A 17,082-nucleotide genomic window follows, 5' to 3' on the forward strand; every position below is an offset into this window, starting at 1 on the left:
TCCGCCTCCGTGAACGACAGCGTGTATGTGGGCAATGCGGGCAAGGACGCGGCACTGGACCGGGGATGGCTGCTGGGCCACTTCAAGGATGCCGATGACCCGCGGTACAGCGAGGCAGTAGAGATCAAATGGGGCGTCCACCCTCCGGGCGACGAGCGGACGCGCTGGGTGCGGGGCGAGGAGCGTACGGCGCTGCTGGTGCTCATCAGGGGCCGCTTCCGCGTGGAGCTCCCCGGTCGCAGCGTCCTTCTGACGGAGGAGGGGGACTATGTGGTGTGGGGGCGCGGGGTCGATCACTCCTGGTTCGCGGAGGAGGAGTCGGTGGTACTGACGGTGCGCTGGCCGTCCGTACCGGGCTATGCGGCACCAACGGGGCGGCGGGCCCCGGGCCTGGCCGCCGAAGGGTGACCGGACGGGGACGCTGAGGGCCGGCCGGACGGTAGACCGCCCGGCCGGCAGAAGCCGAGCGGCCGGCAGAAGCAGAGCGGCCGGTAGAAGCAGAGCGGCCGCCCTCGAAGCCCGTCCGCCCCATAGGGCGGCCCAGCTACGAGCCCAGCTCGGTGACCTCCAGCTCCCCCGCCGCGTGCCGACGCCTGATCACCTTCTTGTCGAACTTCCCCACCGACGTCTTCGGCACCGCCGTCACCCGCGCCCAGCGCTCGGGGAGCTGCCAGCGGGCGACGGACTCGCCGAGGAAGTCCCGCAGTTCGGAGAATTCGGCCGTGGCGCCCTCCTTGAAGACGACGGTGGCCAGGGGCCGTTCGCCCCACTTCTCGTCGGGAACGGCGACGACCGCGGCCTCGGCGATGGCGGGGTGGGCCATGATCCGGTTCTCCAGTTCGACGGAGGAGATCCACTCGCCACCGGACTTGATGACGTCCTTCGCCCGGTCGGTGAGGGTCAGATAGCCGTCCGGGGTGATGGTGCCGACGTCGCCCGTACGGAGCCAGCCGTCCGGGCTGAACTTGTCGTCGGGCCGGCAGGGCTCCCCGTCGGCGCCCCCGTAGTAGGCGCCCGCGATCCACGGCCCGCGCACCTCCAGCTCACCGGCGGACTCGCCGTCCCAGGGCAGGAACCCGCCACCGGGCCCCGCCAGCCGGGCCTCGACCGGGGCGGGCAGCCGGCCCGCCGTGACGCGGTACGGCCACGCCTCCTCGCCGGTCACCCCGTGCGGCGGGTACGCGATCGAGCCGAGCGGCGAGGTCTCCGTCATGCCCCACGCCTGCACGATGGTCAGCCCGTGCCGCTCCTCGAACGCCCGCATCATCGACGGCGGACACGCCGACCCGCCGCTGACCACGGTCTTCAGGCTGGACACGACGCGCGGCCGGGCATCCAGCTCGGCCAGCAGCCCCTGCCAGATGGTGGGCACACCGGCGGTGAACGTCGGCCGTTCGGCCTCGATCATCTCGGCGAGCGGCGCGGGTTGCAGATAGCGGTCGGGCATCAGCAGCGAAGCGCCGGCCATGAAGGCGGCGTGCGGCAGTCCCCAGGCGTTCACGTGGAACATCGGCACTACGGGGAGGCAGATCGTGGCGGGGTTCAGCCCGAACGCGTCGGCGCCGTTGACCTGGAGGGAGTGCAGATACACGGAGCGGTGGCTGTAGACGACGCCCTTGGGCTCGCCGGTGGTGCCGGAGGTGTAGCAGAGGGCGGCGGCCTGCCGTTCGTCCAGCTCGGGCCAGTCGTACGAGGTGGGGCGGCCGGCGATCAGCTGCTCGTACTCGTGCACGGCGGCGGTGGCACCGTCCAGAACCGAACGGTCCCCGGGCCCGCTGACCACCACATGCCGTACGGCCGGCAACTGCGGCAACGCCGCGGCGAGCATCGGCAGCAGACTGCCGTCCACGAGGATGACGCGGTCCGCGGCGTGGTTCGCGATCCACACCAGCTGCTCGGGGGGCAGCCGCAGATTGAGGGTGTGGAGCACGGCGCCCATGGAGGGGATGGCGAGGTACGCCTCCAGATGCTCGCTGTTGTTCCACATGAGCGTTCCGACGACATCCGACTCCCGCACCCCGAGCCCGTCACGCAACGCGTGCGCGAGCTGCGCGGCCCGGCTGCCGACCTCGGCGAAGGTCCGCCGCCGAGGCTCGCCCTCCCCTGCCCAGGTGGTCACCCGTGCCGTCCCGTGGACGGTTGACCCATAGCTCAGAATTCGTGACACCAACAGCGGTACGTCCTGCATGGTGCTCTGCATCGGGGGTGCCTCCCGGTGGCCGGTTACGCGCGAGTAGGTAACGCTGATTCTGCTGCCGTACCTGCGGGTATGTCACTACCCCGCGGGGAGGTGGCGGTGACTGGCGGGCGGACCGGGCGGGGCCGGGCGGGGCAGGGCAGGGCTGCCGGAAGCTTCGGGTGGTGGTGCCGCGTGGGGCGGTATTGGGGGTGGGTTGGTGCGGGTTTCGTCTCGGACCCTTCGGGTCCAAGGCGCCGGCAGCGGGAGGGGAGGGGGCGGGGCTGCTCTCGGTTTGCTGTGTGCCGCCGTGTTTTGGGGCTGGGGTCAGAGAGGCTCGCTGCGCTGCGCCGCTGGCTGCTGCCGCGAAGTGGTCATGGTGGGACGTCGGGCGCGCGTGGTCTCGGGGTTGCGGCCTAGGGTTCCAGCGGCGGAGGGGGTGGCCCGGGCCGGTTGCTGACCGCCGCTCGGCCAGGGGCCAGGGCCGCAAGAAGCTCCGCTGCGCTACGCCGCCGGTTGCTGCCGAAGAGGCTCGTGTCCTACTCGTAGGTAGGGTGGACTTACCGCCCGGCAAAAGCGCCTTTTCGGACACGGAATCCGGCGATAGGTCCCCCTGTTGCCCGTTCAACCTAATAGATCGGGCATATCGGGCACATTTGGCGTCGGAGGAGGGTTTCCCCACCTCAGGGCCCTCGTTCTGCGGGCGGAAACCGCCCCCGGACAGCAAGCACGACCGAGGCGCAGCGCAGCGCGCCGCACCCCCTGCGGCTCGTCGCTGTGGATCACAGGCCGAGACCCACCCGCACCCGCACCCGCTCACCGGCAACAGCCACCTCGCGGCAGCAGCCAGCGGCGCAGCGCAGCGAGCCTCTCTGACCCCAGCCACGAACCACCCGCATCCAGCCACCGACCCCAGGCCGCCCCCCTCCCCTCCCGCTGCCGGCGCCTTGGACCCGAAGGGTCCGAGACGAAACCCGCACCCGAACCACCCCCAATACCGCCCCACGCGGCAGCACCACCACCCGAAGCCACCCCAGCACCACCACCCAGCCCCACCACCCGACCCACCACCCGACCCCCGCCCCCTCACCCGCCCCCCTCACCCGCACAAAGCGGCATCCACAACGCCCTGGACATCCGCAGGGCCCCGCAGGGACGGCGGGCCGTCGGCCGTTGTCGCGACCGTGGCCGCACGGCCGTCCGCCGTGACGCCGGCCAGCGTGTGATAGCCGGGGATGTCGCCGCCATGCCCCCACATCAGGCCCCCGCAGCTCAACGGCGTGCTGATCACGCCGAGCCCGTACCGGGCGCCCGGCCACAAGCCGGGTGCCGGGACGGTGGTCCGCATCTGCGCCAGCTGCGCGGGCTTCAGGAGCTCGCCGCCGAAGAGGGAGGAGAAGAAGCGGTTCAAGTCGCTTGGGGAGGAGATCAGTTGGCCGGCGGCCCAGGCCGCCGAGGGGTCCATCTCGGTGATGTTCTCCAGCCGCTCCCCCGGCTTCGCCGAGAGGTAGCCCTCGGGGTGGGCGCCCCGGATGGACTCGTCGCCCGCGTCCGGGAAGTAGGTGTGGCGCAGCCCGAGGCGCTGGATGACCCGGTGGGTGATCTCCTCGGCCAGCGGGCGGCCGGTGACCTTCTCGATGATCAGGCCCGCCAGGAGGTAGTTGGTGTTGCTGTACGACCAATTGGTGCCGGGAGGGAAGGTCGCCTTGTGGGCCAGCGCCAGGTCGAGCATGGTGCGGGGCTGTACGTACAGGTGTCGGCCCTTGCCCTTCGGGGCCTCTATGAACTGCGTGTAGTCCGGCAGCCCGCTGGTGTGCTGCAACAGCTGGTGCACCGTGATGCGGCGACCGTCGATGCCCTCGCCCCGTACGAGGTTCGGCAGGTACCTCTCGACCGGGGCTTCGAGGTCGATCTTCCCCTCGCCGACCAGTTGCAGAACGACCGCGGCAGTGAACGGCTTGGTGTTGCTCCCCGCCCGCACCCGCCCGTCGACCGGAGCCTTCGCGCCGGTCCTCAGGTCCGCGACGCCCGCCGTGTAGTTGTGCGTACGCCCGTCCCGGCCGAGCTCGGCCGCCAGCGCGGCCGGGTAACCGTCCTCGTGCACCAACCGGTCCAGCCCCCGCCGCACCCCGTCCCCCGGCCCGCGCGACTGCGCGCTCGCCACGGTCAGCGTGCCGCCCACGGCGAGCCCGGCAGCCACCACGGCCGCCAGAGCGCCCCTTCGCCGCCGCTTGATCCACCGCGGTGCTCGGACGTTGCGAAGCCGCTGGGCACTATCGGACATGGGGGGCTCTCCTCGGGCGACGAACGGCGAACGGCAGACGACGAACGGCAGTCGACGGACGGCGATCAAGGAACGATGAACGATCGACGACCGGGACTGACGCGTTCAGCCTCCGCCATCGCGACCGCGCGAAACATCCCGCCAACCCGCCCATTCAGGGTGTACGTAGCCCCCTGATGTACGGGCGTCCCGGACGTACCCGCGGCACTCCGCGTCACACGCGTATGTACGGGCGCCCCGGACGTACCCGCAGCGCTCCGCGTCACACGCGTATGGCCAGCGTCACCACCGCGCCCGCGGCATTCACAGCGTCCGCCGCACCCACGGCGCCCGCGTCCGAGGCAGCCGAATCAGCCGTCCCCATAGCCCCACCGTTTATTACCAACCGGTCGGTCACCATCCGTGCCAGCCACAGCCCCCGGCCGGTGTGCGCGCCGTCCAGCCCCGGAAGGAGGTCGGGGATGACGGACTCGGCGAAGCCAGGGCCGTCATCGGCGATGCGGCACTCCAGTTCGCCGCAGAGTCTCCGCAGCCTCAGGCAGCCGCGGCCGCCGCCGTGCTCGACCGCGTTGGAGGCGACCTCGTTGACGGCCAGGACGAACTCCCCCCAGCGCGGCTCCGTGAGCCCCGCCGACGCCGCGCACTCACCGACGGCCACCCGCAGACCCGGCAGGTCCTCGCCGGTGAAGTCGCACTCCAGCAGCCACTCCACGGCCCCGTCGCCGGCGGAGAGACCGCAGGGATCGGACCTCATCGCTGCCTCCCCTGAGCTGAACCTTCGCCCGACCCTTCGCCCATCCCCTCGCCCGGTCCCTCGGCCGTACTCGCCGGCGGCCTCTCCTTCGGATGTTTCTCCCCCGGCCGCTCGACCAACGACAGGCAGCGGATGGAACCCGCGCCGAGCCTGTGCAGCGTACGAGCCTGAAACGCGTCGCACCGCACTTCTATCCGTCTGCCCCCGATGGCGCCTTCGGCCACGAGCAGCAGGTCGGCGGCGCAACCCGCGCTGAGGAAATGCAGATCCGTGAGGTCCAAGACCAGCCGTTCGGCCACCGGCGTACGGGCCATCGCGGCCCTCAATGCGGCCGTGAACTCCGGGCGGGTCGCCAGATCCGCGTCACCGGACAGCCGCACCATGCCGTCGGTGTGCTCCGTGTGCAGCGATCCCAGGCGTTCCAGCAGGTTCCTGGGGTGTGCCCTGGCCATGGCGTCCAGCACCTCCCTACTGAATTCACGACGGTCGTACGCGCAGATCTCGCTGTACGGAGCGTCGGTGAACAGATGGTCCGCGTGCGTCTCGCGGTAGATCATCGTCTCGATGTCCGCGCCGAGATCCGCCACCCAGTGCATGTCGATGTACGCCCGAAACCCGGTGTAGCCCTCCCGTACGGCACGCTCGGTCTCCGTCGTGATGCCCGCCCACTGACGGCCCGGCGTGAACTCCCGGTGGGGGAGGATCAGCGACCGCATGCTGCTGAGCACGATCTGGCCCCTCCTGCGCGCGGCCGCCGCGGCCGGGCCCCAGGCGTCCAGGCGGTCGAGGACCTCGCTCTCGGTCAGCCCGGGGACCGGGAAGAGCATCACCTTCTCGCCCCGGGTCAGCCCCGTCCAGGCGAAGGCCGTCAGGATGCCCCACGGGGTCTCGTCGTCCTCGTAACTCACGAAGGCGTGGTCCCCGGGTCGCATTCGCTGTACGGGAATCACGCCGATGCTTTCCGCGTCCCAGGCAGGCATCCGCCTTCGCCCTCTCCCGTTGATGGAGCCATCCAGCGGCCGGTTACGCGGAGGGTACCCAGTGGAAATGGCATGACAGCCCGATGACCTCAATACCGCCTACAACTGCCCTAAAGAGGGTCGGAAGCCACCGGGAGTGGTCCATGTCTGTTCGGTATCGGTCGCCGAGCGCCCCAATGTGCTCGGATCATCGGCGGAGGCCCGTTCGGAGGCCCGCCGGAGGCCCGTTCGACGGCCCTGTCGACGGCCCCGTCGAAGGCCCGCCGGAGGCAGAAAGCCCACCGGAAGCGGGAAAGCGCCCCCGCCCCTCACCCCTCACCCCTCACCGCTCACCGCTCACGCCTCAGCTGAGATCAGCGAAGCCCAGCGGAGACCGGGAACCCTGAAGTCACGCCGCCTGCACCAGCTCCGGGTCCTCGCGGAGCTTGCCCAGCGCCCGCGACACCGCGCTCTTGACCGTGCCCACGGACACCCCCAGCAGCTCGGCCGTCTGGGCCTCCGTCAGGTCCTCGTAATACCTGAGGACGACCATCGCCCGCTGCCGTTCCGGAAGCTTGTGCACCGCGCGCCACATCGCGTCGCGCAGCACCTGCTGCTCGGCCGGGTCCGGTGTCGGCGCCGTCTCGCGCTCCGGCAGGTCGTCGCAGGAGAACTCGTCGACCCGCCGCTTGCGCCACTGCGAGGTCCGCGTGTTCACCAGGGCCCGCCGGACATAGCCGTCGAGCGCCCGGTGGTCCTCGATGCGCTCCCAGGCCAGGTACGTCTTGGCCAGCGCCGTCTGGAGGAGGTCCTCGGCGTCGCACGGGTTCGAGGTCAGCGAGCGGGCGGTGCGCAGCAGCACCGGCCCGCGGGCCCGTACGTACGACGAGAACGACGGGAACACGGCAGTGGATGCGCTCGTGCACACAGGCGTGGTCATGCCTTAACGCTAGAAGCGCGCCGGTACGCGGCGGATCGCCCGAAGGTGCCGAAGAACGATCCCTCTCAGGTCGTACTGGTGGGGGTTTCCCCACCTCCTAGAGGGGGAGAGCGATCAGGGTTCATCAGGGTGCGCTCCCCGAGTCCCGCGCCCCGACCGCTCCCTCCGCCCCGGCACCGAGCCCCGCCACTGAGCCCCGTCACCGAGCCCTGTCACCGAGCCCCGTGCCCTCGCCTTGAAGGACTCGCGCAAGCCCGGATCGGATGACAGCCGGTCCTCTTTCGACGGCCGCCGGCAGCCACCCCGCCCATCACTTGATGACGGCCACCGGCGCGTCCACCAGATTGCGGTCGATGCTCATCCGCCGGCCGCCGTGCGACTCGGTCACATCACCCGCGTACTGGTGAATCCTGCGGTGCGGCTGCCAGGCGCCCCGGGCCAGCGACGGCTCCCCGTCGACCGACGGCTTCGTGTGCCAGCGGGCGAACCACATCGCGCCGGGCAGGTCGTCCGCCCCCGCCCGCCGCGCGCTCTCCAGGTGCCGTACGCCCGATTCTGCGCTGCTGTAGAAGCCGGGCAGGTACCCGAGGCCGCGCACAGCGTTGCTCCAGCCCCGGATGAACGTGAGGGTCGTACGGGCGCACCCCTTCTTGCGGATGTTGTACGCCTCCATGTCCAGGTAGAGCGCGCTGCCGCCCGCCATCGCCATCGCCTTCGCCCGGCGCACCGCGTCCCGCCCCTCGGCCTTGCCCTGGGTCCAGGGGCTGGCGCCGATACGGACGTGCTTCTTACGGGCGCTCGCGACGCACGGCGACTGCGAGCCGACGTATACGGGCAGCACCTGCCAGCCCATGGCGCGGGCGCCGCGTACCCAGCCGGGGCCGAGATACGGCTGCTTCGGGCAGGCCCGGCCGCGGCCCCCGTAGTAGATGCCGACGGCTCCGTAGGGAGAGGAGCGCCAGGCGCGGAGGGTTTTCAGCGACGGGGCGTGGCAGGTGTCGAAGGCCCGGCCCTCGAAGACGGAGGCGCCCGTCGCGCGCGGGTCGCCTGTGGTCGTACGGGCCGGGGATACCTTCCTGGCGCCCGTCCTCTCCTCGCGGGCCCCGGGCTTCTCTCTCGTATCGGCCGCCTCCGCTGCCTCTGCCTCTTCGTCAGTCGTCGGATCGAGATCAGCGGCCATATCGGCGCCGAAATCGGTCTCCGGATCAGGGTCGTCGGCCGGGGCGCCGCGCGGCGCGGCGCCGGCCGGGTGCGCCCCGACGGCGCCCGGGCCCGCCGCCCCCTCCGCCGAGGCGGACTGCACGCCCCCGGTCAGCGAGACGACCGTGGCCGCCAGCGCGGCCGCGTATCCGATGGCGTTCGTCCGTCGGTTCCGTCGGTTCCGTCGGTCGAGTCGGTTCCGTTGGTTCAGCCGGTCCCCTCGCTTCAACCGATCCCGTCGCTTCAACCGATCCCGTCGGTCGGGTCCGTCCCGTCGCTTCAACCGGTTCAGCCAGTTCAGTCGCTTCAGTCGGTCCCGTCGCTTCAGCTGTTCCCGTCGCTTCAGTCGGTTCATACGTCGAGTGAATGTGCCGACACACGGTCACCGCGCGCCGAGACTCACCTCGTTCAGCCGTCTGCTGCGAGAAGCAGCCCGGACGTGGGAACGCCCGTCCCCGCCGTGACCAGTGCCCGCGCCGCGCCGGGCACCTGGTTGACCGAGACGCCCCGGAGCTGGCGGACCGCCTCCGCGATGCCGTTCATCCCGTGCAGGTACGCCTCGCCGAGCTGGCCCCCGTGCGTGTTGAGCGGCAGTTCCCCGGCCGCCACGAACTCCGACCCCTCCCCCGGCCCGCAGAAGCCGAACTCCTCCAGCTGCATCAGCACGAACGGAGTGAAGTGGTCATAGAGGATGCCCACGTCGATATCGCCGGGCGCCAGTCCGCTCGTACGCCACAGCTGCCGCGCCACCACCCCCATCTCCGGCAGCCCGGTCAGCTCGTCGCGGTAGAAGCTGGTCATCTGCTCCTGCCCGCGGCCCGCGCCCTGGGCGGCGGCGGTGATGACGGCGGGCGGGTTCGGCAGGTCGCGGGCGCGCTCCAGGCTGGTCACCACGAGGGCCTGGCCGCCGTCGGTCTCCTGGCAGCAGTCCAGCAGCCGCAGCGGCTCCGCGATCCAGCGCGACGCCGCGTGCTCGGCGAGCGTGATCGGTTTCCCGTAGAAGTACGCGGCCGGGTTCCGCGCGGCGTGGCGGCGGTCGACCACGGCGACCTGGCCGAAGACCTCGGGGGACAGCCCGTACGTGTGCAGGTACCGCTGGGCGGTCATCGCGACCCAGGAAGCCGGGGTGAGCAGCCCGAACGGCAGCGCCCAGCCGAGCGCCGCGCCCTCCGCGGACGGCTCGCGCCGCTGCACCCCGGAGCCGAAGCGGCGGCCGGAGCGCTCGTTGAACGCCCGGTAGCAGACGACGACCTCCGCGACCCCCGACGCGACCGCCAGCGCCGCCTGCTGCACGGTCGCGCAGGCCGCGCCGCCGCCGTAGTGCACGCGCGAGAAGAAGGACAGCTCCCCGATGCCCGCGGCCTGCGCCACGGTGATCTCGGGGCTGGTGTCCATAGTGAAGGTGACCATGCCGTCCACGTCGGCCGCCGTCAGCCCGGCGTCCGCCAGGGCCGCCCGTACGGCCTCGGCGGCGAGCGTCAGCTCACTGCGCCCGGAGTCCTTGGAGAACTCGGTCGCGCCGATGCCGACGACGGCGGCCTTCCCGCCGAGGGTGTCCGCGCCGCGCACACTCATGCGGCACCGCCGTCGCAGCCGTCGCGCCCGTCGCGCCCATCGTCCCCGAAGCGCCCATCGCGCCCATCGTCCCCGAAGCGCCCGTCGATCCCGTCGATCCCGTCGCTCCCGAAGCGCCCGTCGATCCCGTCGCCCTCGCCGCACAGGAGTACGGTCGCGGTGCCCGTGACATGGTGGCCGATCCCGTTCCGGCCGCGCACCGCGACCGATACGGCCTCCCCGGCCACGTCCGTCACCTCGCCGGTCAGCACCATCTCGTCCCCCGGATAGTTCGGCGCGCCGAGCCGGATCGCGACCTTCCGCAGGACGGCGCCCGGCCCGAAGTAGTCGGTGAGATAGCGGCCGACCAGGCCGTTGGTGGTGAGGATGTTCATGAAGATGTCCGGGGACCCCTTCTCCTTGGCCGCTTCGGCATCGTGGTGCACGTCCTGGTAGTCGCGGGAGGCGATGGCGCCCGCGACGATGAGGGTGCGCGTGATGGGGATGCGCAGCGGGGGCAGCAGGTCGCCCGTGCACACCCGCGGTCCCGTCTCTCGGGTGGTCACGCCGCCTCCTGAGTCAGCGCCTCGCCGAGTTCGGCGAGGAGTTCGGGGGCCGAGCCGAGGTAGGCGTCGAGCTGGCGGCCCCACAGAAAGTGCCGGTGCACGGGGTGGTCGAGGTCCGCTCCCATGCCGCCGTGCAAGTGCTGCCCGGCGTGCACGACCCGCTTTCCGGCCTCCGATGCCCACCACGCGGCGGTGAGCGCGTGCGTACGGACCGGGAGGCCCTCGTCGTGGCGCCAGGCCGCCTCGTAGGCGGTCACCCGGATCGCCTCGGTGTCCATATAGGCGTCGGCGGCGCGCAGCATCACGCCCTGGTTGGCGGCGAGCGGACGTCCGAACTGCTCGCGCGTCGTGGTGTATTCGACCGCGCGCGCCAGCGAACCGGCGCACACCCCGGCCTGCAACCCCGCGAAGGCGGTACGGGCCACCGCCAGCACGGACCCGCAGGTGTCCGCGTCCCCGAGCCGTTCGGCGGGGGCCGCGGCCATGGTCAGCCGCCCGGCCGACCAGGGCGCGGTGAGTTCCACGGGCTCCACGGGCTCCACGAGCTCCGCGGATTCCGCCGCGCCGACCTCCGCCAGGAAGCACCCGGTCTCCTCACCGCCCGGCAGCCGGGCCGGTACGAGCACATGCGTCGCCTCGCGCAGCCACGGAACGGCGGGGAAGGAGCCGCTGAGCCGCCAGCCGCCGCCGTCCCGCAGAGCGGCCGCCGCGCGCGGCGGGAACGCCCCGGTCGCCACCAGCGTCCCGTCCCGCAGCCCCGGCAGCAGCCGCGCCCGCTGCTCGTCGGTGCCGTGCGCGGCGACCGGCAGCAGCCCGTACGCGCAGGTCGCGGCGTACGGGACCTGCGCCGTCGTCCGCCCTTGCTCCTCCAGCAGCAGTACGAGCCCGAGCAGGCCGACCTCCTCCACCGCACCCGGCAGCCCGGACGCGCAGAGGGTCTTCCACAGTTCGGGGTCGCAGCCCGTACCGGCGGCTTTGAGCCGCTCGTGGGTCGACAGGTCGCCGAAGATCGACGCCGCCAGCTCGCGCGCGGCCTGCTGCTCGGGCGTGGGGGTGAAGTCCATGTCAGCGGCCCTCCCCGGCCGTCGCCGCGCCGCCGGTCGCGGCTGTGTCCGCGACGCCTGCCCCCTCTTCGGCCGCGTCACCCGACCTGTCCGCGTTACCCGACCTGTCCGCATCACCCGAACTGGACGCATCACCCGAACTGGCCGCGTCAGCCTCACCCGACCCGCCCGTGTCCGCGCCGCCCACCGCGCGGAACACGGGGAGGGTCAGCTCCGCGTCCACCCGCAGGAACTCCAGCTCCACCGGCATCCCGATGCGCACCTTGTCGTACGGCACCCCCGTGATGTTGCTGATCATCCGCACCCCTTCCGCCAGCTCGATCAGGCCGACCGCGTACGGCGGGTCGAAGGCCGGGAAGGGCGGGTGGTGCATGACGACGTACGAATAGACGGTGCCCGCACCGGACGCCTCGACCGCCATCCAGTGCGGCGAACCGCAGCCGCCGCACCCCGGCAGCCAGGGGAAGCGCGGCGTCCGGCAGGAGTCGCAGCGCTGGATGAGCAGCTTGCCGTCCGCGACGCCGTCCCAGAAACCGGCGTTGTCGCGGTTGACGACGGGCCGGGGCCGCTGGGGTTTCCCCTTCGCCGCCGCCTCTCCCTCCCCCGCGCCCTTCGGGGAACGCTTCGCGGCCGGTACGTACTTGAGGATCCGGAAGCGATGGGAACCCACCGGCTTACCGTCGCCCCGTACGTCCATGCGCGTCGTGATGAAGTACCCCGTGCCCAGCTTCGTCACCTTGCGCGGCGACACGGATTCGATCGTCGCGTCGAAGGTGATCAGGTCACCGGGGCGCAGCGGGCGCAGATACTCCTGCTCACTGTCGGTGGCGACGACCGAGGTGTATCCCGCGCCGTCCAGGAGCGCGAACAACTCGTCGTAGACGCCCGTCCGGCCGGTGTTCCCCGACAGCCCGCCCATCGTCCAGACCTGAAGCATCGTGGCCGGAGCGGTCGCGGGGTAGGCGGGGCTGGTGTCGCCCATCGCCTCGCACCAGTGCCTGATCATGGGCTCGTTGACGACGTCCTTGCCGACGCCCGAGCCGGCGGCGGTCTGCCCTTCGTAGGCCCGCAGCCGCTCGTAGAGTACGTCCGCCCCGTCCCCAGAGCCCGCGCCCGATCCCGAGCCCGAGCCCGAGCCCGCGCCCGCGGTCGTACCGGCGCCCGTACCGGCCCCAGCGCTCTTCACCGCTCCCCTCCCCGCCGACCACCGCGCGCGGCAGCCCCCGAGTCCGTACGGTCCGCCGCCGCCTCCCCCGCTTTCCGCTCCCGCCGCGGCCCCTTCCGCATGCCGAGCCGCATCATCGCGAGGATCTCGCGCTGCACCTCGCTCACTCCGCCGCCGAAGGTGTTGATCTGCGCGGCGCGGTTCATCCGCTCCAGCTCGCCGCCGGAGCCGGAGCCGGAGCCAGAGCTGGAGCCGGGGCCGGAGCCGGGGCCGGAGCCGGGGCCGGAGCCGGGGCCGTCCCCGAACGCGCCCGGCGACCCGGCCCGTATCAGCCCGGTCTCCCCCACTGCCTCCTGGCACATCCGGTACACCTCCACCGTGCTCTCGGTCCCCAGGAACTTGACGCCGCTCGCGTCCCCGGGGCTCAGCGTGCCCGCGCCGACGTCGTCGACGAGCCGCCAGTTGAGCAGCCGCGTCGCCGCCAACCGCGCGTGCGCCTCCGCGAGGCGGGCCCGGACCCAGGGCTGGTCGGCGGGGCGACGGCCGGTGTCGGGGTCGGGCGTACGGGCGTGGGCGAGGGCCGCCGCGTAGAAGTCCTCGGCCTGCGAACCGATCGCGGCCAGGGCCACCCGCTCGTGGTTGAGCTGATTGGTGATCAGCCCCCAGCCGGCGTTCTCCTCGCCGACGAGATTCCCGGCGGGAACCCGGATCGCGTCGTAATAGGTCGCGGTGGTGGTGAGCCCGCCGACGGTCTCGATGGGGGTCCAGGAGAACCCGGGGGCGTCGGTCGGCACCAGGAGGATGGAGATGCCCTGGTGCTTCGCCGCCTCGGGGTCCGTACGGCAGGCGAGCCAGATCCAGTCGGCGTTCTGGGCGTTGCTGGTGAAGACCTTGCTGCCGTCGATGAGCCAGTCCTCGCCGTCCCTGACGGCTCTGGTCCGCAGCGAGGCGAGGTCGGTGCCCGCCTCCGGTTCCGTGTAGCCGATCGCGAAGACGGTCTCGCCCCGCAGGATGCGCGGCAGGAAGTACTCCTTCTGGCGCGCGGTCCCGTACTTCATCAGGGTCGGGCCGACGGTGTTTAGCGTGACCATCGAGACGGGGGCGCCCGCCCGGTACGCCTCGTCGAAGAAGACGAACTGCTCGTCGGGGCCGCGCCCTTGGCCGCCGTACTCCTTGGGCCAGCCGATGCCGAGCAGGCCGTCGGCGCCGATGCGCCGCAGCAGCCGGCGCTGCTCGGCGGGGTCGTCGGGTGGGCCTCCGGGTGGGCCTCCGGGCGGCAGCACATCGCGGAAGTACGCGCGGAGTTCGGCGCGCAGCCGCTGCTGGGCGGGGGTGGGGGCGAGGTGCACGGGCGCGGACCTCCGCTGAGCGGGAATCAGGTTTTCTGACTGTCCGTCAGATCCGTGATGCCTGTCAAGGTCCGTGCACGACAGGTGACTTGGCCGGCCAGTCCCGCGCGCGAAGGCCCGCACGCACAAGCCGGTACACAAATCCCCGCACAGCCCCACGCACAGGCCCGCCCCCGAGCCCGTACAGATACCGCACACAGAGCCCGCACACAGAGAGGCGGTCGCGCGGAAGCACCGGAGTGCCACCGCGCGACCGTCAGACCTCGACCGCTCTCCCCGACTCTCCCCGACTCTCATCGAGTCATCGAGTCATCCGGTCACCACAGCTTGGTGAAGTTGACGGAGGTGGTGTCCTGGTCGATCGCCGTGAAGGCGGAACCGTTGACGCTCGCGGTGTTGTTCTGGTTCGACGCGCCGCTACCCGTGGCGACCTGCTGGGTCGTCGTGGAGTTGCCGAGGTTGTGGCCGCCGACGCCGCTGCCCACGAGACCGGTGATCGCCGAGTTCGAGCCCTTGCCGGCGAAGGCGCCGTTGTCCGCCTGGGCGACACCGGTGAAGAGCGCGGCCGCCAGCGGGAGAGCGGCGACAGCAGCGAGAACGCGGACGGTGCGGGTGCTTGCCATGTCAGTTCCTCCAGGAACGTACAACTACTGCTTGGTAGCGCCAGGCGGTTGGCCGACTGCCTGGACCGGGTACGACGTCGCGACCCCAGAGTTGCCCACCGAATCCCCGGCGAACCACCTACCCCAGGCCGATTCGCTCGCAAGGGGAATGAACCCGCGTCAAACCTCCACTACGCCCCCAGCCCCTTCGCGCGCCCCTCCAGTCGCGCTCGTACCCCTGGCCCCACCTGCGGAAAAGCGTTCAGACGTACTTTCGGCCAATGTGGATGGAGCCATCGCGCCACTTCCTTTTATAGAACGTACGTACGAGCATGGCGGCATGGCCTCCTCCGATCGCACGGCCTACTCGCACCGCACGGCACCCTTCGACCGTCACGCCAGAGCCCTGGCGCACGCCCTGGCCGCCACGGCGCACGGCCTGGCCGTGATCCCCCTGACGAGCGGCAAGCTCCCAGCGGTGCGCTCCCCGCACCACGCGGACTCTGCGGGCCCCGTGGGCCCCGCCCCCGTCTCCGCCCCGTGCCGAGGCGAATGCGGTCGCCCGGGTCACGGCATCCATGACGCAACCTCCGAACCGGCCGCCGTGCGCGCCCTCTTCGCCGCCGCCCCCTGGGCCACCGGGTACGGAATCGCCTGCGGCGCGCCCCCGCACCGCCTCATCGGCGTCGACTTGGACATCAAGGGGCGTACGGACGGGACGACCGCCCTCCGCAGGCTGGCACGCGAACACGCGTTCACCATCCCGCGCACGGTCACCGTGCTCACGCCGGGCGGCGGCCGGCATCTGTGGCTCACCGGTACGCCCGGCCGCGAGGTGCCCAACTCGGTGGGCCGGCCGGCCCCCGGCATCGACATCCGCGGCTCCGGCGGCTACTTGGTCGGCCCCGGCTCGTACACCCCCCGAGGCACGTACCGGCTGTCCCCCGCCGGCCCGAGCTGGCCCCCGGCTCCGGCGCCGCCCGCGCTGCTGAACTTGGTAGCGCCCCCGGAACCCCGCCGCACCCCACCGCGCGACCCTGATCACCCTCACTCCGGCGCCCGGCTGGTCGACTTCGTCCGGAACTCGCGCGAGGGCCGGCGCAACGACCGGCTGTTCTGGGCCACCTGCCGCGCGTACGAATCCGGCGCGGGTGACGAGATGGCCCCCGCCCTCCTCGACGCCGCCCTCCACACCGGCCTCCCGGAGCGCGAGGCCCGCGCCACCATCGTCTCGGCGGCTCGTTCGACGGCCCCTCCGGCGGCCCCTTCGGCAGGCACCTGAAACGGCGCGTGGCGCCCGCCACGGTCGTGGTGGGCGCCACAAGCGCGAGGAGTGCGCGGTTGGTGCCGTGAAGCAGGCGCTGCCTACAGACACAGGCGCGCCCCTATTGCCGCTGGTATTACTTGTTGACGCAGGTGTTGCCGAAAGCGGGGTTGAGCAGCCCAATGATGTCGATCGAGTTGCCGCACAGGTTCACCGGGATGTGAATCGGAACCTGAAGCTGGTTCCCGGAGAGCACACCCGGCGACCCGACAGCGCCGCCCGCGGCACCGGCGTCGGCAGAAGCAACCCCCGCGGCACCGGAAACAGCGGCTCCGGCAGCAGCCGTCAGAATGGCGGCCTTGGCGATACGCGACATGGCATTCCCTTTCCATACGTGTCACAACGTGTTGGTGAACAGCCTCGATGCTTAGCACCTCGGATCTCCTCCAACAGGGCATCGCCACGCGGGTTTACCCCCAAAGGGATTAATGAAATGGGCAGCCGAGCGGCACGAACCAGCGCCTGGCGATCAACGGTTCGTTTTCCCGGCGCCCTCTGCGTACGGTCGCGAGCTCGCCCCAGATCTGCCCCAGGCCGACCCCCGTCATGCCACCGGCCTTCCTTCTGCACACCATCGGCCCGAATCCCGGCGGCCGAAGACGATCCGATTAATCACCCACGCGGGTAGGGAGTCCGCTCCCGAGATCGACGGGGTATCAGAGCGAAGCTCGGGGCCCGGCTCACCGATATGTTCAATGAGCAGCTCGTGGACCAGGACACCCGCTTCCACGCCGAAACCGGCAACCAGGAACTCGGTACCGGGCTGACCGGGCTGACCGGGCTGACCGGGCTGACCGGGCTGACCGGCCAGGACGGCCGGGCGGGCGGGCGCGACAGGGGCCGGCCCATCAGCGGCGTCCAGTTGGTGATCACCGCGGCGGCGTCCGGGGACATCGCCGAGTACGGGGGCTCCCGCGCCCGGGCCCGTACCTCATCTGATGCGAGGGACCCCCTATCTCCGGCCGCAAGGAGGCCCATTGGGCCCTGTCAGTTCCGGCCCCGGTTCAGGGGCGTGGGCACCGCGGAGTGAGAAGGGTCAGCAATTCCTCCGCTACTTCCACGGCATCGGGTCCGGCGGCGAGGACGTGATTGTCGGGGCGTACGGCCACGGCGGCGGCACCCAGTTCGGAGAGCCAGCGCCGGTG

General features: G+C 71.7%; 15 protein-coding genes and 1 pseudogene. 3 read left to right on the forward strand and 13 right to left on the reverse strand.

The window, feature by feature from the left end; genetic code table 11:
• Positions 1-9: 9 nt before the first annotated feature.
• A complete protein-coding gene (locus AC07AB_RS01665) occupies positions 10-408 on the forward strand; it encodes a cupin domain-containing protein (protein ID WP_478558310.1) in 399 nt (132 codons plus the stop codon).
• Between the two features lie 136 nt (positions 409-544).
• On the opposite strand, the gene AC07AB_RS01670 is transcribed toward AC07AB_RS01665, so the two are convergent.
• The 12 genes and pseudogenes from AC07AB_RS01670 to AC07AB_RS01725 all read right to left on the reverse strand — a co-directional run bounded on the left by AC07AB_RS01670 (position 545) and on the right by AC07AB_RS01725 (position 14,634).
• Positions 545-2,200, reverse strand: coding sequence for a long-chain fatty acid--CoA ligase (locus AC07AB_RS01670; RefSeq protein WP_478558312.1), 1,656 nt, complete (start codon positions 2,198-2,200; stop codon positions 545-547).
• A gap of 1,075 nt (positions 2,201-3,275) precedes the next feature.
• Entirely contained in the window at positions 3,276-4,460 is a 1,185-nt protein-coding gene (locus AC07AB_RS01675; protein WP_478558315.1) for a serine hydrolase domain-containing protein, read from the reverse strand.
• Positions 4,461-4,722: 262 nt separating this feature from the next.
• Complete coding sequence (locus AC07AB_RS01680; protein ID WP_478558318.1) at positions 4,723-5,214, reverse strand: ATP-binding protein; 492 nt, start codon at positions 5,212-5,214, stop codon at positions 4,723-4,725.
• On the reverse strand, positions 5,211-6,146 hold the full coding sequence (locus AC07AB_RS01685; RefSeq protein ID WP_478558321.1) for an MEDS domain-containing protein: 936 nt from the start codon (positions 6,144-6,146) through the stop codon (positions 5,211-5,213). The genes AC07AB_RS01680 and AC07AB_RS01685 overlap by 4 nt, the downstream gene beginning before the upstream one ends.
• A 436-nt stretch (positions 6,147-6,582) precedes the next feature.
• Entirely contained in the window at positions 6,583-7,113 is a 531-nt protein-coding gene (locus AC07AB_RS01690; RefSeq protein ID WP_478558324.1) for a SigE family RNA polymerase sigma factor, read from the reverse strand.
• 310 nt (positions 7,114-7,423) lie between these two features.
• The gene (locus AC07AB_RS01695; protein WP_478558327.1) at positions 7,424-8,416 is read right to left on the reverse strand and encodes a DUF1906 domain-containing protein; all 993 of its coding nucleotides are present in this window, start codon (positions 8,414-8,416) and stop codon (positions 7,424-7,426) included.
• 305 nt (positions 8,417-8,721) lie between these two features.
• The gene (locus AC07AB_RS01700; protein ID WP_478558329.1) at positions 8,722-9,888 is read right to left on the reverse strand and encodes a lipid-transfer protein; all 1,167 of its coding nucleotides are present in this window, start codon (positions 9,886-9,888) and stop codon (positions 8,722-8,724) included.
• A gap of 143 nt (positions 9,889-10,031) precedes the next feature.
• Positions 10,032-10,406 (reverse strand): annotated as a pseudogene (locus tag AC07AB_RS01705) (MaoC family dehydratase); the annotation flags it as partial.
• Positions 10,407-10,429: 23 nt separating this feature from the next.
• A complete protein-coding gene (locus AC07AB_RS01710) occupies positions 10,430-11,497 on the reverse strand; it encodes an acyl-CoA dehydrogenase family protein (RefSeq protein ID WP_478558332.1) in 1,068 nt (355 codons plus the stop codon).
• Between the two features lies 1 nt (position 11,498).
• Positions 11,499-12,569, reverse strand: coding sequence for a bifunctional MaoC family dehydratase N-terminal/OB-fold nucleic acid binding domain-containing protein (locus AC07AB_RS01715; RefSeq protein ID WP_478559691.1), 1,071 nt, complete (start codon positions 12,567-12,569; stop codon positions 11,499-11,501).
• Between the two features lie 110 nt (positions 12,570-12,679).
• On the reverse strand, positions 12,680-14,011 hold the full coding sequence (locus tag AC07AB_RS01720; protein WP_478558335.1) for an acyl-CoA dehydrogenase family protein: 1,332 nt from the start codon (positions 14,009-14,011) through the stop codon (positions 12,680-12,682).
• Positions 14,012-14,328: 317 nt separating this feature from the next.
• Complete coding sequence (locus tag AC07AB_RS01725) at positions 14,329-14,634, reverse strand: hypothetical protein (protein WP_478558338.1); 306 nt, start codon at positions 14,632-14,634, stop codon at positions 14,329-14,331.
• 319 nt (positions 14,635-14,953) lie between these two features.
• On the opposite strand from AC07AB_RS01725, the gene AC07AB_RS01730 reads away from it, so the two are divergent.
• Positions 14,954-15,895, forward strand: a complete 942-nt coding sequence (locus tag AC07AB_RS01730) for a bifunctional DNA primase/polymerase (RefSeq protein WP_478558340.1) — start codon at positions 14,954-14,956, stop codon at positions 15,893-15,895.
• Between the two features lie 118 nt (positions 15,896-16,013).
• On the opposite strand, the gene AC07AB_RS01735 is transcribed toward AC07AB_RS01730, so the two are convergent.
• A complete protein-coding gene (locus tag AC07AB_RS01735; protein ID WP_478558343.1) occupies positions 16,014-16,253 on the reverse strand; it encodes a chaplin in 240 nt (79 codons plus the stop codon).
• Positions 16,254-16,625: 372 nt separating this feature from the next.
• On the opposite strand from AC07AB_RS01735, the gene AC07AB_RS01740 reads away from it, so the two are divergent.
• Positions 16,626-16,967, forward strand: coding sequence for a hypothetical protein (locus AC07AB_RS01740; RefSeq protein ID WP_478558346.1), 342 nt, complete (start codon positions 16,626-16,628; stop codon positions 16,965-16,967).
• Positions 16,968-17,082: the final 115 nt, after the last annotated feature.

The organism is Streptomyces sp. NPDC044033 (genome assembly GCF_056434425.1).